The 15028-nt window shown below is 63.6% G+C and carries 7 protein-coding genes and 1 pseudogene; 7 read left to right on the top strand and 1 reads right to left on the bottom strand.

The annotated features are described in order from the left end of the window. Positions 1 to 6: 6 nt before the first annotated feature. Complete coding sequence (locus ACRQ5J_RS01130) at positions 7 to 2355, bottom strand: Tex family protein (RefSeq protein ID WP_432380765.1); 2349 nt, start codon at positions 2353 to 2355, stop codon at positions 7 to 9. 213 nt (positions 2356 to 2568) lie between these two features. Here ACRQ5J_RS01130 and ACRQ5J_RS01125 point away from each other — a divergent pair. From ACRQ5J_RS01125 to ACRQ5J_RS01095, 7 genes and pseudogenes are all read left to right on the top strand, one after another. Then, positions 2569 to 5696: pseudogene (locus tag ACRQ5J_RS01125) on the top strand (DEAD/DEAH box helicase). 3 nt (positions 5697 to 5699) lie between these two features. Beyond that, positions 5700 to 6212 carry a PAS domain S-box protein gene (locus ACRQ5J_RS01120; RefSeq protein ID WP_432380764.1) on the top strand — a complete coding sequence of 171 codons (513 nt, stop codon included), beginning with the start codon at positions 5700 to 5702 and terminating at the stop codon, positions 6210 to 6212. Further along, positions 6178 to 6834 carry a sensor histidine kinase gene (locus ACRQ5J_RS01115; protein WP_432380763.1) on the top strand — a complete coding sequence of 219 codons (657 nt, stop codon included), beginning with the start codon at positions 6178 to 6180 and terminating at the stop codon, positions 6832 to 6834. Before ACRQ5J_RS01120 ends, ACRQ5J_RS01115 begins: the two co-directional genes overlap by 35 nt. A gap of 56 nt (positions 6835 to 6890) precedes the next feature. Next, entirely contained in the window at positions 6891 to 7571 is a 681-nt protein-coding gene (locus ACRQ5J_RS01110) for a response regulator transcription factor (RefSeq protein ID WP_432380762.1), read from the top strand. 96 nt (positions 7572 to 7667) lie between these two features. Beyond that, complete coding sequence (locus ACRQ5J_RS01105) at positions 7668 to 8372, top strand: REP-associated tyrosine transposase (RefSeq protein ID WP_432380761.1); 705 nt, start codon at positions 7668 to 7670, stop codon at positions 8370 to 8372. Between the two features lie 223 nt (positions 8373 to 8595). Beyond that, complete coding sequence (locus ACRQ5J_RS01100) at positions 8596 to 13320, top strand: glutamate synthase-related protein (RefSeq protein ID WP_432380760.1); 4725 nt, start codon at positions 8596 to 8598, stop codon at positions 13318 to 13320. A gap of 113 nt (positions 13321 to 13433) precedes the next feature. Continuing rightward, positions 13434 to 14897: a glutamate synthase subunit beta gene (locus ACRQ5J_RS01095; RefSeq protein ID WP_432380759.1), complete on the top strand. Its 1464-nt coding sequence runs from the start codon at positions 13434 to 13436 to the stop codon at positions 14895 to 14897. Positions 14898 to 15028: the final 131 nt, after the last annotated feature.

Here is a 15028-nt window from a genome sequence, read left to right as displayed (position 1 = left end):
TCCCGGTCAGCCGCGCAGCTTGGCGAAGGCGGCGGCCATGCTGCCGCCCATTGCCGGCTCGCGCGCGGTCTGCTTCTGCTGCTGGCCCATGGCGCGGCGGTCGTTGCGGTCGCCGCGCTGCTGCGGCTGCGAACCGGCTTGCGGCGCGCTGTCGGCGAGGCGCATGGTCAGGGCGATGCGCTTGCGCTTCTCGTCCACTTCCAGCACCTTCACCTTGACCACCTGGCCGGCCTTGACCACCGTGTGCGGGTCCTTGACGAAGGTGTTCGACAGCGCCGAGATGTGCACCAGGCCGTCCTGGTGCACGCCGATGTCGACAAACGCGCCGAAGGCGGCCACGTTGGTCACCACGCCTTCCAGTATCATGTCCGGACGCAAGTCCCTGATTTCCTCCACGCCTTCCTTGAAGGTGGCGGTGGTGAATTCCGGACGCGGATCGCGGCCCGGCTTTTCCAGTTCCTTCAGGATGTCGGTCACGGTCGGTACGCCGAACTTGTCGTCGGCGTATTTGGCCGGCTGCAAACGCTTGATCAGCGCGCTGTCGCCGATGACGCCCTTGATGTCCTTCTGGATGTCGGCCAGGATTTTTTCCACCACCGGATAGGACTCCGGGTGCACCGCCGAGGCGTCCAGCGGATTGTCGCCGCCGATCACGCGCAGGAAGCCGGCCGCCTGCTCGAAGGTCTTGTCGCCGAGGCGCGGCACCGCCTTCAGCGCGGCGCGCGAGGTGAACGCGCCCTTGACGTCGCGGTAGGACACGATCGCCTGCGCCACCGACGACGACAGGCCGGACACGCGCGCCAGCAGCGGCGCCGAGGCGGTGTTGACGTCGACGCCGACCGCGTTGACGCAATCCTCGACCACGGCGTCCAGCGTGCGCGCCAGCTGGGTTTGCGAGACATCGTGCTGGTACTGGCCGACGCCGATCGATTTCGGGTCGATCTTCACCAGCTCGGCCAGCGGGTCTTGCAGGCGGCGCGCGATCGACACCGCGCCGCGCAGCGAGACGTCCATGTCCGGCAGCTCTTTCGATGCGTATTCGGAGGCCGAATATACCGACGCGCCGGCCTCGGAGACAACGATCTTGTGCATTTTTTGCTCGGGGAAGCGCTTGAGCAGGTCCTGCGCCAGCTTGTCGGTCTCGCGCGAGGCGGTGCCGTTGCCGATCGAAATCAGGGACACATTGTGCTTGGCGGCCAGCTTGCCCAGCGTGTGCAGCGCGCCTTCCCAGTCGTTTTTCGGCTGGTGCGGGTAGATCACGGCGGTATCGACCACCTTGCCGGTGGCGTCCACCACCGCCACCTTGACGCCGGTGCGCAGGCCGGGGTCGAGGCCCATGGTGGCGCGCTGGCCGGCCGGGGCCGCCAGCAGCAGGGCTTTCAGATTGGTAGCGAAGACGGTGATGGCGTCGGCTTCGGATTTCTCGCGCAGCGCGCCCATCAGTTCGGTTTCAAGATGCATGAAACTCTTCACGCGCCAGGTCCAGCGGGCCGTGTCGGCTAGCCATTTGTCGGCCGCGCGGCCGCTGTGCCTGATGCCGAAACGGGCGGCGATGCGGCTTTCGCACGGATTGTGCGGCGCGTCCCATTTTGGCTTTTCCGGCTCGGAGTCGAGGCGCAGCGTGACGTCCAGCACGCCTTCGCGGCGGCCGCGCATCAACGCCAGCGCGCGGTGCGACGGCACTTTGGCCAGGTTTTCCGAATAATCGAAGTAATCGGCGAATTTTTCGCCTTCTTCTTGCTTGCCTTCAATAACTTTAGATTCAACGATGCCATGCTCTTGCACATATTCGCGCAGCGATTGCAGCAGCGTGGCGTCCTCGGCAAAGCGCTCCATCAGGATCTGGCGCGCGCCGTCGAGCGCGGCCTTGGTGTCGGCCACGCCCGGGTTGTTGCCGTCGGCGCTGGTGAACGCCTCGCGCAGGTACTTGGCGGCCTCGGTTTCCGGATTGAGGTCGGGGTTGGCCAGCAGGCCGTCGGCCAGCGGCGCCAGCCCGGCTTCGATGGCGATCTGGGCTTTGGTGCGGCGTTTTTGCTTGTACGGCAGGTATAAGTCTTCCAGGCGGGTCTTGTCTTCGGCGTGCGTGACAGCATCTAACAATTCGGGCGTCATTTTGTTTTGCTCGGTGATCGAGGCGATGATGCTGGCCCGGCGGTCTTCCAGCTCGCGCAGGTAGCGCAGGCGCTCTTCGAGCAGGCGCAGCTGGGTGTCATCCAGGCCGCCGGTCGCTTCCTTGCGGTAACGGGCGATGAAGGGAACGGTGGCGCCTTCGTCCAGCAGGGCGATGGCGGCGGCAACCTGGACCGGCTTGGCCGACAGTTCCAGGGCGAGGCGTTGTTCGATGGAAGGCAACATGGTGGTGATTCCTAGACAGACAAGCCCGGAATAATACGGCATCGCGGCGAAGTTGCAATTCTTTTGCCAGTCGTGCCACAAACGGATGGCGAACGTGTGCAAGCCCACTTTTATGGACAGGTTTTTAAATAATACGTAAAACACGAACGCTTCAATGGCGGATAATATTGCCTGTTGCCGTTTTTGAACCATCTTTGACTAACAATGCGACCTATGGATTTTACCCGCGACGACGCCACTGATGCTCCAGCTGCTCCAGCACCGGCTGCCCCACGCCCTGCGCCGCCCGCGAACCAACTGTCCTACGCCGTGGCCACCTGGCTGCAGCGGGTGGATGCGGCAGCGCATCCCAAGGCCAAGCTGACCCCGCCGCCGGTCGAGAACGATCCCAAACAGACCCAGTACAAGCTGATCTATGTGCTGGCGCCCACCAGCGGCGGCCGCCATGTGGCGCTGTGCCTGTACAAGGCGCGCCTGCGCCCGAACGGCGACGTGGCGGCGGCGACGCCGGTCAGCGAGGTGTTTTCGCTGCTGTCGGCGCCACCGACTTTCATGACGCCAGCCGACGAAGACCTGATCCGCTTCTTCGTCGCCATGCGCAGCGGCCAGAATTCCCAGACCGGCTCGGCGACCGAACCGCGCGGCAAGATCGGCGCGGCGCTGCTGGACATGCTGGCCGAGCAGGACAAGCTGCTGTGGGCCAATTCCTGGTCCGACGTCGGCAACGGCCTGGTCTATCCGCTCAAGGGCGGCGTGCTGCGCGAGGCCAACCTGGCGTGGCGCGAAGAGGGCAAGGGCCTGCGCCTGGGCTGGCAGGTGGCGCCGCCGCCAGGCGCCAAGCACGTCGGCGCCGACCAGGTCGACTACATGCTGCCGACCGACCCGCCGTGGTACATCGACAACCTGTCGTGCGGCGTGCTGCAACTGAACCAGGGCGGCACGCAGATCCCGCTGGCCGACCTGCAGGCGCTGGTCGCGCAGGCGCCGCTGCTGACCAATAACGACAAGATGCGCGTGTCGCAATTGCTGCTGGCGCACGGCCTGCAGGGGCTGATGCCGCTGCCGCAGGCCCTGCCGCAGCGGATGCGCGACGACGTCAAGCCGCGTCCGGTGCTGACGCTGGACGCCGCCATGCTGGCCGACGGCTCGGTGCAGCGCTGGCACGACTTCGCCGTGCTGTCCTACGATTACGACGGCGAGCGGGTGTCGTTCGATCCGTCGCAGCGCGTGGTCCGCCAGAAGGGGAAGTGACCGAGATCATCCAGCGCGACGAGGACGCCGAAGCGGCCGCGCTGGCGTTGCTGACCGAGCGCCACTTCGTGCCGCCGACCACGCTGCCGCTGAGCAGCGTCAAGGGCGGCCTGTTGCTGCCGAGCCAGGCCGAATGGCTGCGCTTCGCCCGCGACGGCATCGCCGCGCTGAAGCTGGCGGGCTGGAAAATCGAAAAAACCGTCAAATACCGCTACGACACGGTGGAAGTCGGCGACTGGTATGCCGACGTGGTGGAAGACGAGGCCGATGGCGGCCGCGCCTGGTTCGACCTGGAACTCGGCATCATGGTCAACCAGGAGCGCGTGCCGCTGCTGCCGGTGCTGGTGCAGCTGATCCGCAACGCGCCACTCGATTTCAATCCGAAAGTCATCGCCAACCACGGCGAGGAAGACCAGATGCTGGCCACGCTGGCCGACGGCACCCGTGTCGCCCTGCCGTGGGGCCGCGTGCGGCCCATCCTCAGCACGCTCGGCGAGTTGTATTTCAGCGACAAGATCAAAACCTCGCTGCGCATGGCCTCGCTGGACGCGGCCCGTCTCGACGAGCTGGCCCGCAATGTCGACATGGCGTGGACCGGCGGCGAGGAGCTGCGCGAAATGGGCGCCCGCCTGAACCAGTTTGGCGCCGTCAAGCGCGTCGCCACGCCGGCCGGCCTGCAAGCCACGCTGCGCGACTATCAAACCGATGGCCTGTCGTGGATGCAGTTCCTGCGCGAATACGGCTTCGCCGGCATCCTGGCCGATGACATGGGCCTGGGCAAGACCGTGCAGACGCTGGCCCACATCCTGATCGAGAAGGAGGCCGGCCGCCTGACCGCGCCGGCGCTGGTCATCGCCCCCACCAGCCTGATGGGCAACTGGCAGGAGGAAGCGGCCCGTTTCGCGCCCGGCCTCAAGGTGCTGCTGTTGCAGGGCAAGGACCGCATGGCCCAGTTCGACCAGATCGACGAGGCCGACCTGGTGCTGACCACTTACGCGCTGCTGCCGCGCGACGAGGAAAAACTGCGCGAGCACGATTTCCACCTGGTCATCCTGGATGAATCGCACTACATCAAGAACACCCGCTCGAAGGCGGCGCAAAGCGCCGGCCTGTTGCGCGCGCGCCACCGCCTGTGCCTGTCCGGCACGCCGCTGGAAAACCACCTCGGCGAGCTGTGGTCGCAATTCCACTTCCTGCTGCCCGGCCTGCTGGGCGACGAGAAGGGCTTCAACACCGTGTTCCGCCACCCGATCGAGCGCCAGGACGACCCGCTGCGGCGGGCGCTGCTGAACCGCCGCATCAAGCCGTTCCTGCTGCGCCGCACCAAGGACAGCGTGGCCAAGGAACTGCCGCCGAAAACCGAGATGGTGCGCAAGGTCGAGCTGACCGGCGCCCAGCGCGACCTGTACGAAACCGTGCGCCTGGCCATGGACCAGAAAGTGCGCGAGGAAATCGACCGCAAGGGCGTGGCGCGCAGCCAGATCGTGATTCTGGAAGCGCTGCTCAAGCTGCGCCAGGTGTGCTGCGATCCGCGCCTGGTCAAGTCGACCACCAAGAAACAGCAGCAGGCCGGCTCGGCCAAGCTGCTTGACCTGATGCAGATGGTCGAAGACCTGCTGGAAGAGAAGCGCAAGATCCTGGTGTTCTCGCAGTTCACCAGCATGCTGGAGCTGATCGAGGAGGAACTGGAAGCGCGCGACATCCCGTATGCGCTGCTGACCGGCGACACCAAGGACCGCAGCGCGCAGGTGGCGGCGTTCCAGCAGGGCGCCGTGCCTATCTTCCTGATATCGCTGAAAGCCGGTGGCGTCGGCCTCAACCTGACCGCCGCCGACACCGTGATCCACTATGATCCGTGGTGGAATCCGGCGGCGGAAAACCAGGCCACCGACCGCGCCTGGCGTATCGGGCAGGACAAGCCGGTGTTTGTGTATAAACTGATCGCCAAGGGCACGCTGGAAGAAAAGATTCAAATCTTGCAGCAGAAAAAGTCCGATCTTGCGCAGTCCATCCTGGCCGAAGGCGAATCGCAGAAAATGGCGCTGACCCAGGAAGACCTGCAGCAAATCTTCGCACCCTTGGTGGAGTAATGAATGAGCCAGACGATAGCGGAACTCCAGGCAGCGTTACAGCAATCCCAAGCCAACGAAGCCCGCTATCGGCTGCTGTTGGACCACAGCAGCGAAATCAGCTGGATGGCCGACTGCGCGACGCTGCGCCTGACCTGGCTCAGCCCGGCGGCCGAGCGCCAGTTCGGCTATACGCTGGAAACCGCGCAAAACCTGGCGCATGGCCTGCTGAAGGACTTGCAGGCGCGCCTGACGCGCTACGCCGATGGCGATCTGAGCCGTCGTCGCCTGCTGCGTGAAACCGAGCTGGCCCATGCCGACGGCCGCCAGGTGCCGGTGGAAATCGAATCCACGCTGATCCTCGACGCCGCCGGCGTGCCGGCCACCGTGGTGGGCGTGGTGCGCGACCTCACGGCCCGGCGCGAGCTGGCCGTGCAGCAAAAAGTTCGCCTCGATGCTATCGCACGAATTCCGCACGCCGCTGTCGACCATCGACGGCGCCGTGCAGCGGCTGGAAATGACCGGCGCCCATCATGACGAGGGCACCCGCAAGCGCTACCGCAAGATCCAGACGGCGGTCGACCGCATGCTGGCCATGCTGGACGAATACCTGTCGCCCGAGCGCATGGCCAGCATCGGCCGCGAGCGCCAGCCCAACGAAATCAATCCGGCCACGCTGCTGGAGGGCGCCGCCGAGCAGGCGCGGCCGCGCCGCCAGCAGATCAGCGTGCAAACCCAGGGCCTGCCGCAGTGGATGCGCTGCGACCCGGCCGGCATGCGCTTGTGCCTGGAAATGTTGCTCGACAATGCAATAAAGTACACAAGCGATAATATTCCGATAGAATTGGTAGGGAGAATTGCAACAGAAGGCGGCGTCGAGTTCCTGGTGCGCGATCATGGCGCCGGGATCGCGGCGGAGGAATTGCCGCGTGTATTCGATAAAGCCTTCCGTGGCAGCAATACCGCTGGCGTGGCGGGATCGGGCCTGGGCCTGTATATGGCGCGTTCCATAGTCGATGTGCACGGCGGTACTGTGACGGCTCAAAATGTTTCTGAAAGCGGCACGGAATTTCGGATTTGGTTGCCGGTGGCGGCCAATGCCGGGAAAAACCTTGCGCGGGCCGATGCCAGCAGTGATAATTCCCTGGACGCAAGCTAGGAGTGTTCCCAGGTCTGGGCGCAGCTTTGCTCAACAATTGAACGAATGGCGCATCAATGACGCAAATACTCATCGTGGAAGACAATCTGGACTATGCCGAAGAAATGGCGGAGTTTCTGACTGAGCTTGATCACGAAGTACACATCACCAATAACGCCAGCGATATGTGGTCCGCCCTGAGCCACGGCAATGTCGGTGTGGTCGTGCTCGACCTCGGCCTGCCGGATGAGGATGGCTTCAACGTCATTCCGCGCATGCGTCAGCTCTATCCGCAAATCGGCCTGCTGGTGCTGACCGGCCGTGTGGCTTTCGACAACCGCATTCTGGGCCTGCGCCTCGGCGCCGATCACTACCTGACCAAGCCTATCAAATTCCCGGAACTGGCGGCGCACGTTGAGGCGCTCGACCGCCGCGTCGGGCCGCAGGAAGTGGTGCCGCTGCCGAGCAAGTGGACGCTGAAAGTGAGCGCTCGCCAACTGGAACTGCAAGGCATGGCCATTACGCTGACGGAAAAGGAATGCAACTTCCTGCATCTGCTGACCATCAATACCCGCCCTGTGCCGCGCCAGGTGATCGTGGCCGGTATCGGCGGCGACGACCCTGATGCGGGCCGGCGCGTGGACATGCTGGTGTATCGCCTGCGCAAGAAGGCGCGTACCGGCCTGGGCCAGGATCTGCCGCTGCGCAGCGCCTACGGCGAGGGCTACAGCCTGTCGGCCAGCTTCAATATCTCCTAGCCCCGTCGTTCCCGCCGCGCGGGAACGATAAATAGGGACAGAGTAGAGCATGAAGGGTAGAATCGGCTTTCCGATCTACCCTTTTTCGTTTCCAGCATGGCCCGCCTGCCCCGTTTAATCGTTCCCCACCAGCCGCACCACGTCATCCAGACCGGCGCCAACAACCAGGATGTGTTCCTGGACAGCGACGACTACCAAACCTTCCTCGGTTGGCTGCGCAGCGCCGCCAAGACCTACAAAGTTGCCATCCACGCCTACTGTTTGATGCCGAACCACCTGCATTTGCTGGTCACGCCGTCCGATGACACGGGCCTGGGCCAGATGATGCAGTGGGTCGGGCGCTATTACGTGCCTTATTTCAACCAAAAGTATGTCCGTAGTGGAACTTTGTGGAACGGACGCTACAAAACTTCGCTGATCGATGCGGACGAATATTTTATGTTGTGCAGTCGTTATATCGAATTTAACCCTGTTCGCAACGGTTTGGTCAGCCGTGCCGAGGATTATCCCTGGTCCAGCTATTGCCACCATGCCGGCATTCGTCCGGACGGACTGGTGACCGACCACGCCAAGGTCTGGGAGCTGGGCAATACGCCGTTCCAGCGCGAGGCGGCCTATAGCGCGCTGTCTGAACCGGCTTTGACGCCGGATGAGCTGACCGTGATCAGCAAGGCGCTGCTGAAGGGATGGCCGCTGGGTTCGCAGCAGTTTCAGACCGCGCTGGAGAAGCGCGTAAAGCGCCAGGTATTGCCGGCCAAGCGCGGAAGGCCGTTCAAGGTCAAACCGGTTCCCGACGCTTGAACACCCCCGTCATTCCCGCGCAGGCGGGAATCCATAGGCCGTTTCCATGCACAGTCAGCATGGATTCCCGCCTGCGCGGGAATGACGGGGACTCTGTCCCCAATTAAAAATATAAGCTTCTGCGGAAAATTTAATTCGACTCCGACCCTAATTGTTATGCTTGAGGTTTACGCTGCGTTGCACTAACCTTGTTTCTCAAGCCAATCAGTTTTGGAGTTTAGCCATGGAAGCACAAGGTCTGTACGATCCGTCCAATGAACACGACGCCTGCGGCGTTGGTTTCGTCGCCCACATCAAGGGCAATAAGAGTCACTCGATTGTGGAACAGGGTCTGCTGATCTTGAAGAATCTGGACCACCGGGGTGCGGTGGGCGCCGACCCGCTGATGGGAGACGGCGCCGGCATCCTGATCCAGATTCCGGACCAGTACTACCGTGATGAAATGGCCAAGCAAGGCGTCGAACTGCCGCCGCCAGGCGAGTACGGCGTCGGCATGGTGTTCCTGCCGAAGGAAAACGCCTCGCGTATCGCGTGCGAACAGGAAATCGAACGCGCGGTGCGCGCCGAAGGCCAGGTCGTGCTGGGCTGGCGCAATGTGCCGATCGACGCCGACATGCCGATGTCGCCGACCGTGCGCGCCAAGGAGCCGGTGATCCGCCAGATCTTCATCGGCCGCGGCGCCGACATCATGGTGACCGACGCGCTGGAGCGCAAGCTGTACGTGATCCGCAAATCGTCGGGCCACGCCATCCAGGCGCTGAACCTGATCCACGGCAAAGAATTTTTCGTGGCCTCGATGTCGGCCCGCACCATCGTCTACAAAGGCCTGCTGCTGGCCGATCAGGTGGGCGTCTACTACAAAGACTTGCAAGACGCGCGCTGCATCTCGGCGCTGGCGCTGGTCCACCAGCGTTTCTCGACCAACACCTTCCCGGAATGGCCGCTGGCCCACCCGTACCGCCTGATCGCCCACAACGGCGAGATCAACACCGTCAAAGGCAACTTCAACTGGATGCGCGCCCGCGAAGGCGTGATGAAGTCGGCTGTGCTGGGCGACGACCTGCGCAAGCTGTTCCCGCTGATCTACGAAGGCCAGTCGGACACCGCCTGCTTCGACAACGCGCTGGAACTGCTGCTGATGGCGGGCTACCCGCTGGCCCAGGCGATGATGATGATGATTCCGGAAGCCTGGGAAAATCACGGCACGATGGACGACAATCGCCGCGCGTTCTACGAATATCACGCCGCCATGATGGAACCATGGGACGGTCCGGCCGCCATGGCCTTCACCGACGGCCGCTACATCGGCGGCACGCTGGACCGTAACGGCCTGCGCCCTGCCCGCTACATCGTCACCGACGACGACCTGGTGGTGATGGCCTCCGAATCCGGCGTGCTGCCGATTCCCGAGTCGAAAATCATCCAGAAATGGCGTCTGCAACCAGGCAAGATGTTCCTGATCGACCTCGAAGCCGGCCGCATCATCGACGACAAAGAGCTGAAAGACACCTATGCCAACGCCAAGCCGTACAAGGCATGGATCAACGCGGTGCGCATCAAGCTCAACGAAATCAAGCTGAGCGAAAGCCAGCTGGCGCACAACCGCGCCAAGGACAAGCCGGCCGCCGGCGAAAAAGCCGTGCCGTCGCTGCTGGATCGCCAGCAAGCCTTCGGCTACACCCAGGAAGACCTGAAGTTCCTGATGGCGCCGATGGCCGCCGCCGGCGAGGAAGCCACCGGCTCGATGGGCAACGACTCGCCGCTGGCCGTCATGTCCAACAAGCTCAAGCCGCTGTATTCGTACTTCAAGCAGCTGTTCGCCCAGGTGACCAACCCGCCGATCGACCCGATCCGCGAAGCGATGGTGATGTCGCTGGTGTCGTTCATCGGCCCGAAACCGAACCTGCTGGACACCAACAACGTCAACCCGCCGATGCGGCTCGAAGTGTCGCAGCCTATCCTCGGCTTCGACGACATGGAGCGCCTGCGCAACATCGGCCAGCACACCGGCGGCAAGTTCAAGTCGTATGAACTGAGCATCTGCTACCCGCTGGCCTGGGGCAAGGAAGGCGTGGAAGCCTGCCTGGCCTCGCTGTGCGCGGAAGCGGTCGATGCGGTCAAGTCCGGCCACAACATCCTGGTCGTTTCGGACCGCACCATCGGCCCGGACCGTGTGGCGATTCCGGCGCTGCTGGCCACCTCGACCATCCACCAGCACCTGGTCAGCAAAGGCCTGCGCGCCTCGACCGGCCTGGTCGTTGAAACCGGCTCGGCCCGCGAAACCCACCACTTCGCCCTGCTGGCCGGCTACGGCGCCGAAGCCATCCACCCTTACCTGGCGATGGAAACCCTGGCCGACATGGCGCAAGGCATGCCGGGCGATATGTCGGCCGAGAAAGCCATTTACAACTTCACCAAGGCGGTCGGTAAGGGCCTGATGAAGGTGATGTCGAAGATGGGCATCTCGACCTATATGTCGTACTGCGGCGCGCAGATTTTCGAGGCAGTCGGCCTGAACAAGTCGCTGGTCAACAAATACTTCCGTGGCACCGCGTCCAACGTGGAAGGCATCGGCGTGTTTGAAGTGGCGGAAGAAGCGCTGCGCCTGCACAACCTGGCCTTCGGCGACGATCCGGTGCTGGCCAACCACCTGGACGCCGGCGGCGAATACGCCTTCCGCGTGCGCGGCGAAGACCACCTGTGGACGCCGGACGCCATCGCCAAGCTGCAGCACTCGACCCGCGCCAACAACTACGCCAGCTATAAAGAGTATGCGCAGATCATCAACGACCAGAGCAAGCGCCACCTGACGCTGCGCGGCCTGTTCGAGTTCAAGATCGATCCGAGCAAGGCGATTCCGCTGGATGAAGTCGAGCCGGCCAAGGAAATCGTCAAGCGCTTCGCTACCGGCGCGATGTCGATGGGTTCGATTTCGACCGAGGCCCACGCCACGCTGGCCGTGGCCATGAACCGCATCGGCGGCAAGTCCAACACCGGTGAGGGCGGCGAAGATCCATCGCGCTACACGATGGAGCTGAAAGGCATCAAGATCAAGCAGGGCGAAACCATGGCTTCGGTCATGGGCAAGGAACAGATGGTGGTCGACATTCCTCTGCAAGAGGGCGACTCGCTGCGTTCGCGCATCAAGCAGGTGGCGTCGGGCCGTTTCGGCGTGACCGCTGCTTACCTGAACTCGGCCGACCAGATCCAGATCAAGATGGCGCAGGGCGCCAAGCCGGGCGAAGGCGGCCAGCTGCCGGGCCACAAGGTATCGGAATACATCGCCACGCTGCGCTTCTCGGTGCCGGGCGTGGGCCTGATTTCGCCGCCGCCGCACCACGACATCTACTCGATTGAAGATCTGGCGCAGCTGATCCACGATCTGAAGAACGCCAACCCGCGCGCTTCGATCTCGGTCAAGCTGGTGTCGGAAGTGGGTATCGGCACCGTGGCCGCTGGCGTCACCAAGGCGAAAGCCGACCACGTGGTGGTGGCCGGCCATGACGGCGGCACCGGCGCATCGCCGCTGTCTTCGGTCAAGCACGCCGGCACGCCATGGGAGCTGGGCCTGGCTGAAACCCAGCAGACGCTGGTGCTGAACGGCCTGCGCAGCCGTATCCGCGTCCAGGCCGACGGTCAGATGCGCACCGGCCGCGACGTCGTCATCGCCGCCATGCTGGGCGCCGACGAAATCGGCTTCGCCACCGCGCCGCTGGTGGTGGAAGGCTGCATCATGATGCGCAAATGCCACCTGAACACCTGCCCGGTCGGTGTTGCGACCCAGGACCCGGTGCTGCGCGCCAAGTTCTCGGGCAAGCCTGAATACGTGGTGAACTACTTCTTCTTCGTTGCCGAAGAAGCGCGCCAGCTGATGGCCCAGCTGGGCATCCGTACCTATGACGAACTGATCGGCCGCGTCGACCTGCTGGACAAGTCGAAAGCCATCTCGCACTGGAAAGCGCAGGGCCTGGACTTCAGCAACATCTTCTACTCGCCGGAAGTGCCGAATGGCGACGCGATCTACCACACGCTGGAACAGGATCACGGCCTCGATAAGGCGCTCGACCACAAGCTGATCGCGCAAGCCAAAGCGGCGCTGGAAAAAGGCGAGCGCGTGTCCTTCATCTCGCCGGTGAAGAACTTGAACCGCACCGTCGGCACCATGCTGTCGGGCGAAGTGGCCAAGCGCTACGGTCACGCCGGCCTGCCGGACGACACCATCCACATCCAGCTGCAAGGCACGGCCGGCCAGTCGGCTTGCGCCTTCCTGGCGCACGGCATCACCATTGATCTGGTGGGCGAAGGCAACGACTACGTCGGCAAGGGCCTGTCGGGCGGCCGCATCATCGTGCGTCCGAACACCGAGTTCCGCGGCTGGGCGGTCAACAACATCATCATCGGCAACACCGTGCTGTACGGCGCGATTTCCGGTGAAGCCTTCTTCAACGGCGTGGCCGGCGAGCGTTTCGCCGTGCGTAACTCGGGCGCCACCGCCATCGTCGAAGGCACCGGCGACCACGGTTGCGAATACATGACCGGCGGCACCGTTGTGGTGCTGGGTAACACCGGCCGCAACTTCGCGGCGGGCATGTCGGGTGGTATCGCGTATGTCTACGATCCGGACGGCGACTTCGAATCGCGCTGCAACACCTCGATGGTGACGCTGGAGCGTGTGCTGTCGGCCAAGGAGCAGCAGAAGGACAGCGCCACCTTCCACGTGCAGCACAAAGACCACGGCCGCGAGGCCGACGAAGTGATCCTGAAGCGTTTGATTGAGCGTCACTTCAAGCACACCGGCAGCACGCGCGCGCGCCTGTTGCTGGATAACTGGGCTGACAGCCGCGGCAAGTTCGTCAAGGTATTCCCAAGCGAATACAAGCGCGCGCTGGCCGAGATGGCCGAAGACGTGGCGAACGAAGCCGCTGTTGTGCAACCAGTTGCTGCCTAAATAAAACGCACGTCGTCCCCGCGCAGGCGGGGACCCATAGAACGGCTGATCCGAGTCAGCATGGGTCCCGCCTGCGCGGGAGCGACGGGAAAGATCACTAAAGGAAAAATATCGTGGGTAAAATCACCGGCTTCATGGAATTCCAGCGTCAGGAAGAGGGCTACTTGCCGCCAGCGACGCGCCTGAAAAACTACGCGGAATTCGTCATTCCGCTGACCAACGAGCAAGCCAAGATCCAGGGCGCGCGCTGCATGGACTGCGGCATCCCGTTCTGCAACAACGGCTGCCCGGTCAACAACATCATCCCGGACTGGAACGACCTGGTCTATCGCGGCAACTACCGCGAGGCGCTGGACACGCTGCACTCGACCAACAACTTCCCGGAATTCACCGGCCGCATCTGCCCGGCGCCGTGCGAGGCCGCCTGTACCCTGGGCATCAGTGAAGACCCGGTCGGCATCAAGTCGATCGAACACAAGATCATCGACGAAGGCTGGGCACACGGCTGGGTCGTGCCCCAGCCGCCAAGCAAGCAGACCGGCAAGAAAGTCGCCGTGGTCGGTTCCGGCCCCGCCGGCCTGGCCGCCGCCCAGCAGCTGGCGCGCGCCGGCCACGCCGTCACCGTGTTTGAAAAATCCGACCGCGTCGGCGGCCTGCTGCGCTACGGCATTCCAGACTTCAAGATGGAAAAGTCGCACATCGACCGCCGCGTCAAGCAGATGGAAGCCGAAGGCGTGACTTTCCGCACCTCGGTCCTGATCGGCAAGGACTTCCCGGCCAACGTCAACAACTGGGCCAAGGAAACCATCTTCCCTGAAGACCTGCAAAAAGACTTCGACGCCGTGGTGCTGGCCGGCGGCGCCGAGGCGCCGCGCGACCTGCCGGTGCCGGGCCGCGAGCTCAAGGGCGTGCACTTCGCCATGGACTTCCTGCCGCAGCAAAACAAAATCAACGCCGGCGACAAGCTGAAAGACCAGATCAAGGCCACCGGCAAGCACGTGGTGGTGATCGGCGGCGGCGATACCGGTTCCGACTGCGTTGGCACCTCGAACCGCCAGGGCGCCGCCTCGGTGACCCAGTTCGAGCTGATGCCGATGCCGCCGGAGCAGGAGAACAAGCCGCTGGTGTGGCCATACTGGCCGACCAAGCTGCGCACCTCGTCGTCGCACGAGGAAGGCTGCGAGCGCGACTGGGCGGTGGCCACCAAGCGCCTGGAGGGCAAGGGCGGCAAGGTCGAGAAACTGGTCGCTTGCCGCGTCGAATGGAAAGACGGCAAGATGACCGAAGTGCCGAACTCGGAATTCGAGATGAAGGCCGATCTGGTGTTCCTGGCCATGGGCTTTGTGTCGCCGGTCGCCAACATTCTGGATGCGTTTGCTGTTGACAAAGATGCACGTGGCAACGCCAAGGCCACTACCGATGGCGACGGCTGCTACAAGACTTCCGTACCGAAGGTATTTGCCGCCGGCGATATGCGCCGCGGCCAGTCGCTGGTGGTGTGGGCGATCCGCGAAGGCCGCCAGTGCGCGCGCGCGGTCGACGAGTTCCTGATGGGCAGTTCCGAGTTGCCGCGCTAAGCTCAAGCACGGCATCAGGCTCGGCCTGACTCCCTGCCGGATGTGGATGGGCGATCCCCGACTGCATCCGGTTTTTTTCGTCATTCCCGCGCAGGTCCATATGTCATTCACGCGCAGGCGGGAATCCATGC

It is taken from the genome of Duganella sp. P38 (genome assembly GCF_050859475.1).
Lineage (GTDB): Bacteria > Pseudomonadota > Gammaproteobacteria > Burkholderiales > Burkholderiaceae_D > Rugamonas.
Note: the sequence above shows the minus strand (reverse complement) of the source record. Positions and strands in the feature narration are given on the sequence as shown.